Source organism: Streptomyces sp. (assembly GCF_035644915.1).
Lineage (GTDB): Bacteria > Actinomycetota > Actinomycetes > Streptomycetales > Streptomycetaceae > Streptomyces.
Genome location: NZ_DASQNP010000121.1, coordinates 24,772 through 42,287 on the forward strand (window position 1 = coordinate 24,772; position 17,516 = coordinate 42,287).

General features: G+C 67.3%; 13 protein-coding genes. 11 read left to right on the forward strand and 2 right to left on the reverse strand.

All coding sequences use genetic code 11. The features are described 5' to 3' along the window. Nucleotides 1-45 precede the first annotated feature (45 nt). The 11 genes from VE546_RS13835 to VE546_RS13885 all read left to right on the forward strand — a co-directional run bounded on the left by VE546_RS13835 (nucleotide 46) and on the right by VE546_RS13885 (nucleotide 16,513). Nucleotides 46-954 carry a hypothetical protein gene (locus VE546_RS13835; RefSeq protein WP_324922085.1) on the forward strand — a complete coding sequence of 303 codons (909 nt, stop codon included), beginning with the start codon at nucleotides 46-48 and terminating at the stop codon, nucleotides 952-954. 339 nt (nucleotides 955-1,293) lie between these two features. Beyond that, complete coding sequence (rplJ, locus tag VE546_RS13840; protein WP_324922087.1) at nucleotides 1,294-1,845, forward strand: 50S ribosomal protein L10; 552 nt, start codon at nucleotides 1,294-1,296, stop codon at nucleotides 1,843-1,845. Between the two features lie 96 nt (nucleotides 1,846-1,941). Beyond that, nucleotides 1,942-2,331 (forward strand): 50S ribosomal protein L7/L12, encoded by a 390-nt coding sequence (gene rplL, locus VE546_RS13845; protein ID WP_324922089.1) that lies wholly within the window; start codon nucleotides 1,942-1,944, stop codon nucleotides 2,329-2,331. Between the two features lie 472 nt (nucleotides 2,332-2,803). Next, nucleotides 2,804-6,289 carry a DNA-directed RNA polymerase subunit beta gene (rpoB, locus tag VE546_RS13850; protein ID WP_324922091.1) on the forward strand — a complete coding sequence of 1,162 codons (3,486 nt, stop codon included), beginning with the start codon at nucleotides 2,804-2,806 and terminating at the stop codon, nucleotides 6,287-6,289. A gap of 141 nt (nucleotides 6,290-6,430) precedes the next feature. After that, complete coding sequence (locus VE546_RS13855) at nucleotides 6,431-10,330, forward strand: DNA-directed RNA polymerase subunit beta' (protein WP_324922093.1); 3,900 nt, start codon at nucleotides 6,431-6,433, stop codon at nucleotides 10,328-10,330. Between the two features lie 253 nt (nucleotides 10,331-10,583). Then, on the forward strand, nucleotides 10,584-11,060 hold the full coding sequence (locus VE546_RS13860) for a DUF1707 and DUF4190 domain-containing protein (RefSeq protein ID WP_324922104.1): 477 nt from the start codon (nucleotides 10,584-10,586) through the stop codon (nucleotides 11,058-11,060). A 387-nt stretch (nucleotides 11,061-11,447) separates the two neighbouring features. Beyond that, nucleotides 11,448-11,819 (forward strand): 30S ribosomal protein S12, encoded by a 372-nt coding sequence (gene rpsL, locus VE546_RS13865; protein ID WP_003948652.1) that lies wholly within the window; start codon nucleotides 11,448-11,450, stop codon nucleotides 11,817-11,819. Nucleotides 11,820-11,821: 2 nt separating this feature from the next. Beyond that, nucleotides 11,822-12,292 (forward strand): 30S ribosomal protein S7, encoded by a 471-nt coding sequence (gene rpsG / locus VE546_RS13870; protein WP_031510640.1) that lies wholly within the window; start codon nucleotides 11,822-11,824, stop codon nucleotides 12,290-12,292. 38 nt (nucleotides 12,293-12,330) lie between these two features. Continuing rightward, a complete protein-coding gene (gene fusA, locus VE546_RS13875) occupies nucleotides 12,331-14,451 on the forward strand; it encodes an elongation factor G (protein WP_324922095.1) in 2,121 nt (706 codons plus the stop codon). Nucleotides 14,452-14,677: 226 nt separating this feature from the next. Beyond that, complete coding sequence (gene tuf, locus VE546_RS13880; RefSeq protein WP_324922097.1) at nucleotides 14,678-15,871, forward strand: elongation factor Tu; 1,194 nt, start codon at nucleotides 14,678-14,680, stop codon at nucleotides 15,869-15,871. 183 nt (nucleotides 15,872-16,054) lie between these two features. After that, nucleotides 16,055-16,513 carry a hypothetical protein gene (locus tag VE546_RS13885; RefSeq protein WP_324922098.1) on the forward strand — a complete coding sequence of 153 codons (459 nt, stop codon included), beginning with the start codon at nucleotides 16,055-16,057 and terminating at the stop codon, nucleotides 16,511-16,513. A gap of 234 nt (nucleotides 16,514-16,747) precedes the next feature. Here the strand turns inward: VE546_RS13885 and VE546_RS13890 are convergent, their stop codons facing one another. Then, nucleotides 16,748-17,302, reverse strand: coding sequence for a PIN domain-containing protein (locus tag VE546_RS13890; protein ID WP_324922099.1), 555 nt, complete (start codon nucleotides 17,300-17,302; stop codon nucleotides 16,748-16,750). 3 nt (nucleotides 17,303-17,305) lie between these two features. Then, the coding region (locus VE546_RS13895) for a helix-turn-helix domain-containing protein (RefSeq protein ID WP_324922101.1) at nucleotides 17,306-17,516 on the reverse strand (211 nt) is incomplete at its 5' end.

Here is a 17,516-nt window from a genome sequence, read left to right on the forward strand (position 1 = left end):
CGGTAGGGTGAGCCGACATCACCACCACACCGACATGGGGGGAACATGCGTCTCATTCGCAAGGCCGCGCTGGGAGCCACGGCTCTGACGGCGGCAGTGGCGCTCTCGGGGTGCTCCGGCGGGGGAAGCGACAAGGCGGCCGGGGAGCGGAACGCGGAGCCGCGCTCGATCGTCCAGGCGCTGCGGGCGGTCGCCAAGAAGACCGACGAGGCGAGGACCGCCAAGGTCGAGATGACCATGTCGATGCCCGGCGCGGCGGGCGGCGAGATGAAGATGTCCGGCGTGACGGGCTGGAACCCGACCGTCATGGACGTGACCGCCACCGGCAGCGCGCTCGCCCAGGACGGAGGCCCGGGCGAGATGCGCATGCTCTGGGTCGACAACGTGATGTACATGCAGGTCGACGAGGAGTCCGCCGAATCCTTCGGCGGCAAGCCCTGGCTGAAGATGGACCTCCAGGCGATGGCGGAGAAGTCCGGGGACGAGAACCTGGTCAAGTCGATGACGGGCGGCTTGCAGGACATGAACCAGGACCCGGCCCAGCAGATGGGTCTGCTGCTGGACTCGCCCAACATCAAGCGGGTCGGCAAGGAGACGATCGACGGCGTCGCCACCGAGCACTACAGCGGCACGCTCACCATGAAGGAGGCCCTGGAGGCCAACTCCTCCACGGACTTCCTCACCGAGGAGGAGCGCAAGGAGCTGCTGGACGGCATGGAGAAGTCCGGGGTGAAGGGCTTCGACATCGAGGTCTGGGTCGACGAGCGGGACTACCCGGCGAAGATCGACATGACCATGGACAGCCCCGAGGGCACGATGACCATCTCCCAGCGCTACAGCGACTACGGCACCCCGGTCTCCGTGAAGGCGCCGCCCGCGGGCGAGACGACCGACCTGATGGAGATGTTCGAGGAGCTGGGCAAGGCGGGCCAGGAGCAGCCCAGCGGCTTCTGAGGCCGGCCCGCGAGTCCCGGATTTGCTTGACGCGACGGCGTTCGCGTACTCTGCCACGGAAGCCAAAGACCGCTGGTCGTTGCCGTGTCCCTGAGGATCTGCCACAGATCCCGGGGTGCGGTGGCCGAAGGATCCGCTGGAGCGGGCGACCTGCGCAGGTGACCGTGGAGGACTCCCGGACGTCGTGTCCGGTCGAGTCACGCCCCGTGCGCCTGCGCCGGGGCGTTTCGTTTTGCGCAAGTCCCCTTCCTCGTGCGCCCGACGTGGGCGGTCCGGCGTCATGACCTGCCGAAAGGCACGGTTGAGGATCGCATCACCCGGAAAGGAGGGCCGAGGCTCATGGCGAGTCCCGACAAGGTCGCAACCGTCGCGGAGATCAAGGAGAAGTTCCAGAACTCCAACGCGGCGGTCGTGACCGCGTACACCGGTCTCAGCGTCGCACAGCTCAAGGACCTGCGCCGTTCTCTCGGTGAGAACGCCCAGTACCGAGTGGCGAAGAACACACTGACCAAGATCGCGGCCAACGAGGCCGGGGTCACCGAGCTCGACGAGTTCTTCGTCGGCTCGACGGCGGTCGCCTTTGTGACCGGTGACCCGGTCGAGGCGGCGAAGAGTCTGCGTGACTTCGCCAAGGACAACCCCCAGCTCGTCATCAAGGGCGGTGTCCTTGAGGGCAAGGCGCTGTCCGCCGACGACATCAAGAAGCTCGCGGACCTGGAGTCCCGCGAGGTGCTGCTCGCCAAGCTGGCCGGTGGCATGAAGGCGACCATGGCGAAGGCCGCGGCGACCTTCCAGGCCCCGCTCTCGAAGTTCGTCCGCACCGCGGACGCCCTTCGCAGCAAGGTCGAGCAGGGCGGTGCCGGTGCGCCGGCTCCCGCCGAGGCCGAGTGACCGACCCGTTCGCCGCTCTCGGTCGCAGCGGGCCACTGTACGCCCGCCGACTATGTACAACCCGGCACCAGCCGACTTAGTGGAAGGACCGCCACCATGGCGAAGCTCAGCCAGGAAGAGCTGCTCGAGCAGTTCAGCGAGATGACCCTCATCGAGCTCTCCGAGTTCGTGAAGGCCTTCGAGGAGAAGTTCGACGTCGAGGCCGCCGCTCCGGTCGCCGTCGCCGCCGCGCCGGCCCAGGGTGGTGGCGAGGGCGCCGCCCAGGCCGAGGAGAAGGACGAGTTCGACGTCATCCTCGCCGGCGCCGGCGACAAGAAGATCCAGGTCATCAAGGTCGTGCGCGAGCTGACCTCCCTGGGCCTGAAGGAGGCCAAGGACCTGGTCGACGGCGCTCCGAAGCCGGTTCTGGAGAAGGTCAACAAGGAGACCGCGGACAAGGCCAAGGAGGCCCTGGAGGGCGCCGGCGCCTCCGTCGAGGTCAAGTGACCCCGGTCGCTCCCGGAGTCCGCTGACTCCTCTCCTGCCGAGGGCGATCACCCGTGCGGGTGGTCGCCCTCGGTCGTTTCCGCCACGGTCGGCTTGCCTGACGGAGTACGGCAGGTATGGTGATCATCGCTGTCCGGCCGTACGCCTCCTGAATGATCTCCAGGGGGTGGGGGCCTTGACGAACAGCACGTAGCGCGCAATTCTCAGGACGCGTCGTCACACCGGTCCATGTTCCGAGGCATGGATCGCCGACGAAGTGGGAAACCTTGCGGCAGGCGTTGAACAACAACGAGGGGCTCGCCCCTCCCGGAGGGAGAGATTGGTACTGCGTGCCGGTCTCCGGAATCTGCTCTGGACATCAGTGGGCCTTGTGGCTACACTGACCCTTTGCGCTGCCTATTAACTGCCCCCTGCCCGTCACCAGGGGCACGGCATGCGCGTAGTGAGTCCGAGCCCTCGGAAGGACCCCCTCTTGGCCGCCTCGCGCAACGCCTCGACTGCCCATTCGACCAACGGCGCCAGCACCGCCCCGCTGCGCATCTCCTTTGCGAAGATCAAGGAGCCTCTCGAGGTTCCGAACCTCCTTGCGCTGCAGACCGAGAGTTTTGACTGGCTGCTCGGCAACGACGCCTGGAAGGCTCGCGTCGAGGCCGCGCTGGCCCGTGGTGAGGACGTCCCCACCAAGTCCGGTCTGGAGGAGATCTTCGAGGAGATCTCCCCGATCGAGGACTTCTCGGGGTCGATGTCGCTGACCTTCCGCGACCACCGTTTCGAGCCGCCGAAGAACTCGATCGACGAGTGCAAGGAGCGCGACTTCACCTACGCCGCGCCGCTGTTCGTCACCGCCGAGTTCACCAACAACGAGACCGGCGAGATCAAGTCCCAGACGGTCTTCATGGGCGACTTCCCGCTCATGACCAACAAGGGCACCTTCGTCATCAACGGCACCGAGCGTGTCGTGGTCTCGCAGCTGGTGCGCTCGCCGGGCGTGTACTTCGACAGCACCATCGACAAGACCTCCGACAAGGACATCTTCTCCGCCAAGATCATCCCCTCGCGGGGCGCCTGGCTGGAGATGGAGATCGACAAGCGCGACATGGTCGGTGTCCGCATCGACCGCAAGCGCAAGCAGTCCGTCACCGTCCTCCTCAAGGCCCTGGGCTGGACCAACGACCAGATCCTGGAGGAGTTCGGCCAGTACGAGTCCATGCGCGCCACCCTGGAGAAGGACCACACCCAGGGGCAGGACGACGCGCTGCTCGACATCTACCGCAAGCTGCGCCCGGGCGAGCCGCCGACCCGCGAGGCCGCGCAGACGCTGCTGGAGAACCTCTACTTCAACCCCAAGCGCTACGACCTGGCCAAGGTCGGCCGGTACAAGATCAACCGCAAGCTCGGCATCGACCAGCCGCTGGACGCCGGCGTGCTGACCGTCGAGGACATCATCGCGACGATCAAGTACCTGGTGAAGCTGCACGCCGGCGAGACCGAGACGGTCGGCGACAACGGCGACACGATCATGGTCGAGACCGACGACATCGACCACTTCGGCAACCGCCGCATCCGCAGCGTCGGCGAGCTGATCCAGAACCAGGTCCGTACGGGTCTCGCCCGTATGGAGCGCGTCGTGCGCGAGCGCATGACCACCCAGGACGTCGAGGCGATCACGCCGCAGACCCTGATCAACATCCGGCCGGTCGTCGCCTCCATCAAGGAGTTCTTCGGCACCAGCCAGCTCTCCCAGTTCATGGACCAGACGAACCCGCTGTCGGGGCTGACGCACAAGCGTCGTCTCAACGCCCTCGGCCCGGGTGGTCTCTCCCGTGAGCGGGCCGGCTTCGAGGTCCGCGACGTGCACCCGTCGCACTACGGCCGCATGTGCCCGATCGAGACCCCCGAGGGTCCGAACATCGGTCTGATCGGCTCGCTGGCCTCCTACGGCCGGGTCAACGCGTTCGGCTTCATCGAGACCCCGTACCGCAGGGTCGTCGACGGCGTGGTCACCGACGAGGTGCACTACCTGACCGCCGACGAGGAGGACCGCTACGTCATCGCGCAGGCCAACGCGCCGCTGACCGACGACATGCGGTTCGCCGAGGACCGCGTGCTGGTCCGCCGCCGCGGCGGCGAGATCGACTACGTCCCGGGCGGCGAGGTCAACTACATGGACGTCTCGCCGCGCCAGATGGTGTCGGTCGCGACCGCCATGATCCCGTTCCTGGAGCACGACGACGCCAACCGCGCGCTCATGGGCTCGAACATGATGCGCCAGGCCGTCCCGCTGATCCGGGCCGAGGCCCCGCTGGTCGGCACCGGCATGGAGTACCGCTCCGCGGTCGACGCCGGTGACGTCATCAAGGCCGAGAAGGACGGCGTGGTCCAGGAGGTCTCCGCCGACTACATCACGGTGGCCAACGACGACGGCACGTACATCACGTACCGGGTCGCCAAGTTCTTCCGCTCCAACCAGGGCACCTCCTTCAACCAGAAGGTGATCGTGGACGAGGGCGACCGCGTCGTCGAGGGCCAGGTCCTCGCCGACGGCCCCTCGACCGACAAGGGCGAGATGGCGCTCGGCAAGAACCTGCTCGTGGCGTTCATGCCGTGGGAGGGCCACAACTACGAGGACGCGATCATCCTGTCGCAGCGCCTCGTCCAGGACGACGTCCTCTCCTCGATCCACATCGAGGAGCACGAGGTCGACGCCCGGGACACCAAGCTCGGCCCCGAGGAGATCACCCGGGACATCCCGAACGTCTCCGAGGAGGTCCTGGCGGACCTCGACGAGCGCGGCATCATCCGCATCGGCGCCGAGGTCGAGGCCGGCGACATCCTGGTCGGCAAGGTCACCCCGAAGGGTGAGACCGAGCTGACCCCGGAGGAGCGGCTGCTCCGCGCGATCTTCGGCGAGAAGGCCCGCGAGGTCCGCGACACCTCGCTGAAGGTGCCGCACGGCGAGACCGGCAAGGTCATCGGCGTCCGCGTCTTCGACCGCGAGGAGGGCGACGAGCTGCCTCCGGGCGTCAACCAGCTCGTCCGCGTCTACGTGGCCCAGAAGCGCAAGATCACCGACGGTGACAAGCTGGCGGGCCGCCACGGCAACAAGGGCGTCATCTCCAAGATCCTGCCGATCGAGGACATGCCGTTCATGGAGGACGGCACCCCGGTCGACGTCATCCTCAACCCGCTCGGCGTCCCGTCCCGGATGAACCCGGGCCAGGTCCTGGAGATCCACCTGGGCTGGCTCGCCTCCCAGGGCTGGAAGATCGACGGGCTCGAAGAGGAGTGGAAGAAGCGCCTGGCCGCGATCGGCGCCGACGAGGTCGCCCCCGGCACCAACGTCGCCACCCCGGTGTTCGACGGTGCCCGCGAGGACGAGATCGCCGGCCTGTTCGAGGCCACCCTGCCCAACCGCGACGGGGACCGGCTGGTCCTGCCCTCCGGCAAGGCCCGGCTGTTCGACGGCCGCTCCGGCGAGCCGTTCCCGGAGCCGATCTCGGTCGGCTACATGTACATCCTCAAGCTGCACCACCTGGTCGACGACAAGCTGCACGCCCGCTCGACCGGTCCGTACTCCATGATCACCCAGCAGCCGCTGGGCGGTAAGGCTCAGTTCGGTGGCCAGCGCTTCGGTGAGATGGAGGTGTGGGCGCTGGAGGCCTACGGCGCCGCGTACGCCCTCCAGGAGCTGCTGACCATCAAGTCCGACGACGTCACCGGCCGCGTGAAGGTCTACGAGGCCATCGTCAAGGGCGAGAACATCCCCGAGCCGGGCATCCCCGAGTCCTTCAAGGTGCTCATCAAGGAGATGCAGTCCCTGTGCCTCAACGTGGAGGTGCTGTCCAGCGACGGTATGTCCATCGAGATGCGTGACACCGACGAGGACGTCTTCCGCGCCGCGGAAGAGCTCGGTATCGACCTGTCCCGGCGAGAGCCGAGCAGCGTCGAAGAGGTCTGACGGGCTGGCCGGGGCGCCGTACCCCTCCCCTTGAGGAGGAAGGGCGGTTCCCCGGCTCTCCCCGGGACCCCCGTTCAGACCATTACAGAGCCCCTTGTCTCGCTGACGCGAGGGGCACAACCCTGAGAGGGATTGACGAGAGTGCTCGACGTCAACTTCTTCGACGAGCTGCGAATTGGCCTGGCCACCGCTGACGACATCCGTCAGTGGTCCCACGGCGAGGTCAAGAAGCCGGAGACCATCAACTACCGCACCCTGAAGCCCGAGAAGGACGGACTCTTCTGCGAGAAGATCTTCGGTCCGACCCGGGACTGGGAGTGCTACTGCGGCAAGTACAAGCGCGTCCGCTTCAAGGGCATCATCTGCGAGCGCTGCGGCGTCGAGGTGACCCGCGCCAAGGTGCGCCGTGAGCGGATGGGCCACATCGAACTGGCCGCCCCCGTCACCCACATCTGGTACTTCAAGGGCGTGCCCTCCCGTCTGGGCTACCTCCTCGACCTCGCCCCGAAGGACCTGGAGAAGGTCATCTACTTCGCCGCCTACATGATCACGTGGGTGGACGAGGAGCGCCGTGCGCGCGACCTGCCCTCGCTGGAGGCCCACGTCTCCGTGGAGCGCCAGCAGATCGAGCAGCGCCGCGACGCCGACCTGGAGGCCCGTGCCAAGAAGCTCGAGTCCGACCTGGCCGAGCTGGAGGCCGAGGGCGCCAAGGCCGACGCCCGCCGCAAGGTGCGCGAGAGCGCCGAGCGCGAGATGAAGCAGATCCGCGACCGCGCCCAGCGCGAGATCGACCGCCTGGACGAGGTGTGGAACCGCTTCAAGAACCTCAAGGTCCAGGACCTGGAGGGCGACGAGCTGCTCTACCGCGAGCTGCGCGACCGCTTCGGGACCTACTTCGACGGCTCGATGGGTGCCGCGGCGCTGCAGAAGCGCCTGGAGACCTTCGACCTGGAGGAGGAGGCCGAGAAGCTCCGCGAGATCATCCGGACCGGCAAGGGCCAGAAGAAGACCCGCGCCCTCAAGCGCCTCAAGGTCGTCTCCGCCTTCCTGAACACCCGCAACAGCCCCAAGGGCATGGTGCTGGACTGCGTCCCGGTGATCCCGCCGGACCTGCGCCCCATGGTGCAGCTCGACGGTGGCCGCTTCGCGACCAGTGACCTGAACGACCTGTACCGCCGCGTCATCAACCGCAACAACCGCCTCAAGAGGCTTCTCGACCTCGGCGCGCCCGAGATCATCGTGAACAACGAGAAGCGGATGCTGCAGGAGGCCGTCGACGCGCTGTTCGACAACGGCCGCCGCGGCCGGCCGGTGACGGGTCCGGGCAACCGCCCGCTGAAGTCGCTGTCCGACATGCTCAAGGGCAAGCAGGGCCGCTTCCGCCAGAACCTGCTGGGCAAGCGCGTCGACTACTCGGCCCGTTCCGTGATCGTCGTCGGCCCGCAGCTCAAGCTGCACCAGTGCGGCCTGCCCAAGGCCATGGCGCTGGAGCTGTTCAAGCCGTTCGTGATGAAGCGCCTGGTGGACCTCAACCACGCGCAGAACATCAAGTCGGCCAAGCGCATGGTCGAGCGCGGCCGCACGGTCGTGTACGACGTGCTGGAAGAGGTCATCGCCGAGCACCCGGTGCTGCTCAACCGCGCGCCGACGCTGCACCGCCTCGGCATCCAGGCGTTCGAGCCGCAGCTGGTCGAGGGCAAGGCCATCCAGATCCACCCGCTCGTCTGCACCGCGTTCAACGCGGACTTCGACGGCGACCAGATGGCCGTGCACCTGCCGCTGTCCGCGGAGGCGCAGGCCGAGGCCCGCATCCTGATGCTGTCCTCGAACAACATCCTCAAGCCGGCGGACGGCCGCCCGGTGACCATGCCGACCCAGGACATGGTGCTGGGGCTGTTCTTCCTCACCACCGACGAGGTCGAGGGCGAGCTCAAGGGCGAGGGACGGTCCTTCAACTCCGTCGCCGAGGCGATCATGGCGTTCGACGCCAAGGAGCTGTCGCTCCAGGCGAAGGTCGACATCCGCTTCCCCGTCGGCTCCGTCCCGCCCCGCGGCTGGACCCCGCCGGCCTCCGAGGAGGGCGAGGCGGAGTGGCAGCCCGGTGACAGCTTCCGGCTGCGCACCACCCTGGGCCGCGCGCTCTTCAACGAGCTGCTGCCCGAGGACTACCCGTTCGTCGACTACACCGTGGGCAAGAAGCAGCTCTCCGGGATCGTCAACGACCTCGCCGAGCGCTACCCCAAGGTCGTCGTCGCCGCCACGCTGGACAACCTCAAGTCGGCCGGTTTCCACTGGGCGACCCGCTCCGGTGTCACCATCGCGATCTCCGACGTCGTGGTCCCCGAGGCCAAGAAGGAGATCATCGCGCGCTACGAGGCACAGGACGAGAAGGTCCAGAAGCAGTACGAGCGCGGTCTCATCACGAAGGACGAGCGGTCCCAGGAGCTCATCGCCATCTGGACCAAGGCGACCAACGAGGTCGCCGAGGCCATGGCGGAGAACTTCCCGAAGACCAACCCGATCTTCATGATGGTCGACTCGGGTGCGCGCGGAAACATGATGCAGATGCGCCAGATCGCGGGTATGCGCGGTCTGGTGTCCAACGCCAAGAACGAGACCATCCCGCGGCCGATCAAGGCGTCGTTCCGCGAGGGTCTGTCGGTGCTGGAGTACTTCATCTCCACGCACGGCGCCCGCAAGGGTCTGGCGGACACCGCGCTGCGCACCGCCGACTCGGGTTACCTGACCCGTCGTCTGGTGGACGTCTCGCAGGACGTGATCATCCGCGAGGAGGACTGCGGCACCGACCGCGGCCTGCGCCTGGTGATCGCGTCCAAGGACTCCGACGGTGTGCTGCGCAAGGCGGACAACGTCGAGACCAGCGTGTACGCCCGCTGCCTCGCCGAGGACGTCGTCGTGGACGGCAAGGTGCTGGCCCCGGCCGGCACCGACCTGGGCGACGTGCTCATCGACGAGCTGATCCAGCACGGCGTCGAGACGGTCAAGACCCGCTCGGTCCTCACCTGCGAGTCCGCCGTCGGCACCTGCGCCATGTGCTACGGCCGCTCGCTGGCGACCGGCAAGCTGGTGGACATCGGCGAGGCGGTCGGCATCATCGCCGCCCAGTCCATCGGTGAGCCCGGCACCCAGCTGACGATGCGTACCTTCCACACCGGTGGTGTGGCCGGTGACGACATCACGCAGGGTCTGCCGCGTGTCGTCGAGCTGTTCGAGGCCCGTACGCCCAAGGGTGTCGCCCCGATCTCCGAGGCCGCCGGCCGCGTGCGGATCGAGGAGACCGAGAAGACCAAGAAGATCATCGTCACCCCGGACGACGGCTCCGACGAGACCTCCTACGGCGTGTCCAAGCGCGCCCGCCTGCTGGTCTCCGAGGGCGACCACGTCGAGGTCGGCCAGCCGCTGACCGTCGGTGCCACCAACCCGCACGACGTGCTGCGCATCCTCGGCCAGCGCGCGGTCCAGGTGCACCTGGTGGGCGAGGTCCAGAAGGTCTACAACTCGCAGGGCGTGTCGATCCACGACAAGCACATCGAGATCATCATCCGGCAGATGCTGCGCCGGGTGACGATCATCGAGTCCGGCGACGCCGAGCTGCTGCCCGGCGAGCTGGTGGAGCGTTCGAAGTTCGAGGCCGAGAACCGCCGCGTGGTGGCGGAGGGCGGCCAGCCGGCTTCCGGACGTCCGCAGCTCATGGGTATCACCAAGGCCTCGCTGGCCACCGAGTCCTGGCTGTCGGCGGCGTCCTTCCAGGAGACGACCAGGGTCCTGACCGACGCGGCGATCAACGCCAAGTCGGACTCCCTGATCGGCCTCAAGGAGAACGTCATCATCGGTAAGCTCATCCCGGCCGGTACGGGTCTGTCCCGCTACCGCAACATCCGGGTCGAGCCGACCGAGGAGGCCAAGGCCGCGATGTACTCGGCCGTCGGCTACGACGACATCGACTACTCGCCCTTCGGCACCGGCTCCGGCCAGGCGGTCCCGCTGGAGGACTACGACTACGGCCCGTACAACGGCTGACGTCTCCGGCCGGGCCTGATGAGGGCCCATGCCACGCCCGCGGGGCGGTCGTTCCTTCCGGAACGGCCGCCCCGCGGTGTTGTTCCTTGTCCAGGAACTCCCCGCCGGGGGTGAACGTCATGGATGATGGGGGAACGGCCCGAGGTGGGAGGTGGAGCCGGTGTCGTACCAGCCGTGGGATCCGCGCGGGCTGCCGGGACAGGCGGGGCCGCAGCCGCCGCAGGCGGCGCACCAGATGTCCCAGATGCCGATGATGCGGGCGTCCCATGCGGACCGCGAGCGCACGATCGACGTGCTCAAGGCCGGTTTCGTCGAGGGGCGGCTGAGCAAGACGGAGTACGAGCAGCGGCTGGCCCGCGCCCAACAGGCGCAGACGTACGGGGAGTTGCACGCGCTCATCGCCGATCTGCCGCAGGGGCCGATGGCGGTGCCCGCGCCGGCGCCGCAGCAGTACCCGCAGCCGTACCAGCCGGTGGTGCCGCGCACCTTCCTGCCGCCCCCTCCCCAGACCAACAGCTCCGCCACCGCCGCCCTCATCTGTGGCATCCTGACTCCTCTCTACGGGATCACCGCCATTCCCGCCGTGATCCTCGGGCACAAGGCGCGCGCGGAGATCCGCCGGACCGGGGAGAAGGGCGATGGACTGGCCGTGGCCGGGCTGGTCCTGGGCTGGCTGGCGATCGGATTCGGTGTGCTGCTGGTGCTGGCGGTGATCGTCGCCACCGTGTAGCCCCACAACGGCCCTCCAAGGGCGTCGAAGCCCCTCCGGAGGGCGGGACGGGGGCGGGGCGCGGAGGGGGCCGTGGACGGGTTGTGGAAGCCTCTGAGGCGCTCTTCCGCTCCTGGTGCGGGCGCACTACGGTGGCGTGGGCATTTGTTTTGACCGGAGCCGATGCGGTAGGTACGCTCTGACCTTGTGCCTGGGGTATCCCCTGCGCTCCCGTACGCGCCAAGACGCACAGGGAAGTGAGGACGGGGACACCGAAATCTGCATGCTTCTCACCCAGAGGGCCCCGTGCTGACGGGAGTGTGCAGCCTTCGACACACCCGACCGCGTGGGTCGGTGAGTGGCCCGGGTTAGTTGTACCGAGACTGGCACACAGAAACCGGAGAAACGGTGCCTACGATCCAGCAGTTGGTCCGCAAGGGCCGGCAGGACAAGGTCGAGAAGAACAAGACGCCGGCCCTTGAGGGCTCCCCTCAGCGCCGTGGTGTCTGCACGCGCGTTTTCACCACCACCCCCAAGAAGCCGAACTCGGCCCTGCGTAAGGTCGCGCGTGTGCGTCTGACCAGTGGCATCGAGGTCACCGCTTACATTCCGGGTGAAGGCCACAACCTGCAGGAGCACTCCATCGTGCTCGTGCGCGGTGGCCGTGTGAAGGACCTGCCGGGTGTTCGCTACAAGATCATCCGCGGTTCCCTCGACACCCAGGGCGTCAAGAACCGCAAGCAGGCTCGCAGCCGCTACGGCGCCAAGAAGGAGAAGTAAGCATGCCTCGTAAGGGCCCCGCCCCGAAGCGACCGGTCATCGTCGACCCGGTCTACGGCTCTCCTCTGGTGACCTCCCTCATCAACAAGGTGCTGCTGCACGGCAAGCGCTCCACCGCCGAGCGCATCGTCTACGGCGCCATGGAGGGCCTGCGTGAGAAGACCGGCAACGACCCGGTCATCACGCTCAAGCGCGCACTCGAGAACGTGAAGCCGACCCTTGAGGTCCGCTCCCGCCGCGTCGGTGGCGCCACCTACCAGGTTCCGGTCGAGGTGCGCCCCGGCCGTTCCTCCACTCTCGCGCTGCGTTGGATCGTGGGCTACGCCCGCGCGCGTCGCGAGAAGACCATGACCGAGCGTCTGATGAACGAGCTGCTCGATGCCTCCAACGGCCTCGGCGCCGCCGTGAAGAAGCGCGAGGACACTCACAAGATGGCCGAGTCCAACAAGGCCTTCGCGCACTACCGCTGGTAGTCGCTTCCCCATCGAGAACCGAGAGAAGACTGAGCCTTATGGCTACCACTTCACTTGACCTGGCCAAGGTCCGGAACATCGGGATCATGGCCCACATCGACGCGGGCAAGACGACCACCACCGAGCGGATCCTGTTCTACACCGGTGTGAGCTACAAGATCGGTGAGGTCCACGACGGCGCTGCCACCATGGACTGGATGGAGCAGGAGCAGGAGCGCGGCATCACCATCACGTCGGCCGCGACGACCTGCCACTGGTCGCTCGACAACGTTGATCACACCATCAACATCATCGACACCCCGGGCCACGTCGACTTCACCGTCGAGGTGGAGCGCTCGCTGCGCGTGCTCGACGGTGCGGTGACGGTGTTCGACGGCGTCGCCGGTGTTGAGCCGCAGTCCGAGACGGTGTGGCGTCAGGCGGACCGCTACGGCGTTCCGCGCATCTGCTTCGTCAACAAGCTCGACCGCACCGGTGCGGACTTCCACCGCTGCGTCGACATGATCTCCGACCGCCTGGGCGCGCAGCCGCTGGTCATGCAGCTCCCGATCGGTGCCGAGGCCGACTTCAAGGGCGTGGTGGACCTCGTCCGCATGAAGGCCCTGGTGTGGTCGGCGGAGGCGGCCAAGGGCGAGATGTACGACGTCGTCGACATCCCGGCCGAGCTCGCCGAGGCCGCCGAGGAGTGGCGCGGCAAGCTGGTCGAGGCCGTGGCCGAGAACGACGAGGAGCTGATGGAGCTGTACCTGGAGGGCGAGGAGCCCACCGAGGAGCAGCTGTACGCGGCGATCCGCCGCATCACCATCAACTCCGGCAAGGGCACCGGCACCACCGTCACCCCGGTGTTCTGCGGCACCGCGTTCAAGAACAAGGGCGTCCAGCCCCTGCTCGACGCGGTCGTGCGCTACCTGCCCTCGCCGGTCGACATCGAGGCGATCGAGGGCCACGCGCCGAGCGACACCGAGGAGATCCTGCGGCGCAAGCCGACCGAGGACGAGCCGCTGGCCGCTCTCGCCTTCAAGATCATGAGCGACCCGCACCTCGGCAAGCTCACCTTCGTCCGGGTCTACTCCGGCCGCATGGAGTCCGGCACCCAGGTGCTGAACTCCGTCAAGGGCAAGAAGGAGCGCATCGGCAAGATCTACCGGATGCACGCGAACAAGCGTGAGGAGATCGACAGCGTGGGCGCCGGCGACATCGTCGCCGTCATGGGCCTGAAGCAGACCACCACGGGCGAGACCCTCTGCGACGCGTCGGCTCCGGTGATCCTGGAGTCCATGGACTTCCCGGCCCCGGTGATCGAGGTCGCCATCGAGCCGAAGTCCAAGGGCGACCAGGAGAAGCTGGGTGTCGCCATCCAGCGCCTTGCCGAGGAGGACCCGTCCTTCCAGGTCAAGACGAACGAGGAGACCGGCCAGACCATCATCGCGGGCATGGGCGAGCTGCACCTTGAGGTGCTGGTCGACCGCATGAAGCGCGAGTTCAAGGTCGAGGCCAACGTCGGCAAGCCGCAGGTCGCCTACCGGGAGACCCTGCGCAAGTCCGTCGAGAAGGTCGACTACACGCACAAGAAGCAGACTGGTGGTTCCGGCCAGTTCGCGAAGGTGCAGATCTCGGTCGAGCCCCTGGAGGGCGACGGCTACGAGTTCGTCAACAAGATCACCGGTGGCCGCATCCCGAAGGAGTACATCCCCTCCGTGGACGCCGGCTGCCAGGAGGCGATGGAGTTCGGCGTGCTGGCGGGCTACCCGCTCACCGGTGTGCGGGTGACGCTGCTCGACGGCGCCTACCACGAGGTCGACTCCTCCGAGATGGCGTTCAAGATCGCCGGTTCCATGGCCTTCAAGGAGGCCGCCCGCAAGGCCAGCCCGGCCCTGCTGGAGCCGATGATGGCCGTCGAGGTCACCACGCCCGAGGAGTACATGGGCGATGTGATCGGTGACATCAACTCCCGCCGTGGCCAGATCCAGGCCATGGAGGACCGCGCCGGATCCAAGGTCGTCAAGGGCCTGGTTCCGCTGTCGGAGATGTTCGGTTACGTCGGTGACCTCCGCAGCAAGACCTCCGGTCGCGCGAGCTACTCGATGCAGTTCGACTCCTACGCCGAGGTTCCCAAGAACGTGGCCGAGGAGATCGTCGCGAAGGCCAAGGGCGAGTAGCGTACGTTTCGTGTAGCTATCCACCCTTATAGGCTGGAGCACAACAAGGCATTCGGGGCGTCCGCCGCCGAGCCGTACCGGTTCGGTGGCGGGCCCCCGGCGGCCCGCCCCAGATACGAAACGGTCAAGGGCGTCCCCCTCGGGGTCCTGACCGGTTCGGCACGACCATCTGAACCCCTTCCGCAGAGCGCGGGGGAGTACAGCACCAGTCCACAGGAGGACCCCAGTGGCGAAGGCGAAGTTCGAGCGGACTAAGCCGCACGTCAACATCGGCACCATCGGTCACATCGACCACGGTAAGACCACTCTTACCGCGGCGATCACCAAGGTGCTGCACGACGCCTACCCGGACGTCAACGAGGTCTCGGCGTTCGAGAACATCGACAAGGCTCCCGAGGAGCGCCAGCGCGGTATCACCATCTCCATCGCGCACGTCGAGTACCAGACGGAGAGCCGTCACTACGCCCACGTCGACTGCCCGGGTCACGCGGACTACATCAAGAACATGATCACCGGTGCTGCCCAGATGGACGGTGCCATCCTCGTGGTCGCCGCGACCGACGGCCCGATGCCGCAGACCAAGGAGCACGTGCTCCTGGCCCGCCAGGTCGGCGTTCCGTACATCGTCGTCGCCCTGAACAAGGCCGACATGGTGGACGACGAGGAGATCATGGAGCTCGTCGAGCTCGAGGTCCGTGAGCTGCTCTCCGAGTACGAGTTCCCGGGTGACGAGGTTCCGGTCGTCCGCGTCTCGGCGCTCAAGGCGCTTGAGGGCGACGAGAAGTGGGCGCAGTCCGTCCTCGACCTGATGAAGGCCGTCGACGAGTCCATCCCGGAGCCGGAGCGCGACACCGACAAGCCGTTCCTCATGCCGATCGAGGACGTCTTCACCATCACCGGTCGCGGTACGGTCGTCACCGGCCGTATCGAGCGCGGTGTGCTCAAGGTGAACGAGGAAGTCGAGATCATCGGCATCAAGCCGGAGAAGACGAAGACCACCGTCACCGGCATCGAGATGTTCCGCAAGCTGCTCGACGAGGGCCAGGCCGGTGAGAACGTCGGTCTGCTCCTCCGCGGCATCAAGCGCGAGGACGTCGAGCGCGGCCAGGTCATCATCAAGCCGGGTTCGGTCACCCCGCACACCGAGTTCGAGGCCCAGGCCTACATCCTGTCGAAGGACGAGGGTGGCCGCCACACCCCGTTCTTCAACAACTACCGTCCGCAGTTCTACTTCCGGACCACGGACGTGACCGGTGTCGTCCAGCTGCCCGAGGGCACCGAGATGGTCATGCCGGGCGACAACACCACCATGACCGTCCAGCTGATCCAGCCGGTCGCCATGGAGGAGGGCCTGAAGTTCGCCATCCGCGAGGGTGGCCGGACCGTGGGCGCCGGCCAGGTCACCAAGATCATCAAGTGACCCGGTCCGCTGCCTGAAGGCGGCTGCCGGCTTCGGCCGGTGAAAGGGCCCGTACGACTTCGGTCGTACGGGCCCTTTCCGCGTCTCCGGGCGCGCGGCCGGGTGGTCGCCGGCGGCTAGGATCGCCGGATGGTCCGGGCGGGGCGCCCGGGCCGGTTCCGACGTACGAGGGGGAAGACAGACATGCGCAAGACGGTCGCCGGGCTGGCCCTGGTCGTGGCCGCCACCCTGCTGACGGCCTGCGGCGGCGGTGGCGGCGAGGACGGGGACGGGAAGAAGAAGGACGGCTCGGCCGCGTCGTCCGCCCCGGACGAACGGCCGGAGGAGGACGGCGCCGGGGGCGACGGGGTGACGCGCGAGGTGACCCTCGAGGTCCAGGGCAAGGGCACGACGCAGATCGCCTACGTCGCGGGCAGCAACGCGACCGAGCAGGTCACGCTCCCGTGGAAGAAGACGGTCAAGGTCACTCTGAAGGGCGCGGAGCGGAAGCTCGGCGTCCCGGTGACCATCGTGCCGGGCTCGGTGCAGGGCCCGGACGGGCAGCTCCGGCCCGCATCCTGCACCATCACGGTCGACGGCGAGAAGGTCGCCGACAACAAGGACGGCAAGGACGTCACGGGCTGCAAGCACATGCTGAAGTAGCGGACGCCCGTCCCCGCCGCGCCGGCAGTGGCGGGGACGGGCGTTCCATCACCACGGAGCCGTCATCGCGCCGACGGCGTCGTGACCGTCGTCACCGGCGCGGGGTTCGAGCGGAGGGAACGCCGCTATCCGCTCTGCCGTGTCCCTGCGGGGCCGCCGGCCGCCACCGGGCCGGGGTGTGGCCGGATACGTGGCAGCCTCCGCCTGCCACGGCAGGCGGAGGCTGCCACACGCTCAGAGCGCCCGTAAGGCCGCGGCCGAGGCGACCATGCCGTCCCGCTCCAGTGAGCCGAGCACGTCCTGCACGGTCCCCGGCGGGTTCTTCCATCTGTCCGCGATCCGGCGTACCGCCGCGTACACGGTGGCCGGATCCAGATCGATCTGGTCCTCGATGAACGCGTCGGGGTGCTTGGCCTCCATGTCCCATGGCGACAGGGCGCCGGGAGGGAAGTCCTTGAGATTGAACGTGACGATGACTTGTGCTTTCGCCCGGATGGCCGCCGCGAGGACGTGGCGGTCATCCGGATCGGGGAGTTCAAGGGCCTCTATGAGCGGCTCGTAGCCCTTGATCATGCAGTCGCGCACGGCCCTCATCATGGCTTCCCTGGTCCGGTCGAGCCGGACAGGATCGAGGTCGGGCCGTTTGGCTTTCAGGTTGCCGAACGTCTCGTCGAGGATACGAGCAGTCCACTTGGCCTGTACGAGGCCGTCCTGCGCTATGCATATGAGCAGGTCGCGCAGGGTGCTTGGGTAGAGCACGTTGGCGTCGTACAGGGCAACGAAAGCCATGTTTCAGATCAGTCCCATCTCCTGGCCCAGTTGGGTGAGTTCCTCCGCGGCCTCGCGGCGGCGTTCGTCGTCTCGCCGCTTGTACTCCATCAGCGATGACGCCGGAATCCTTCGGTGTTTGCCGACCTTGCGGTACTCGATCTCTCCGGCCTGTAGGAGCCCGATGAGGAATGGCCTGGAGACATTGAGCAGGTCGGCCGCTTGCTGAGTGGTG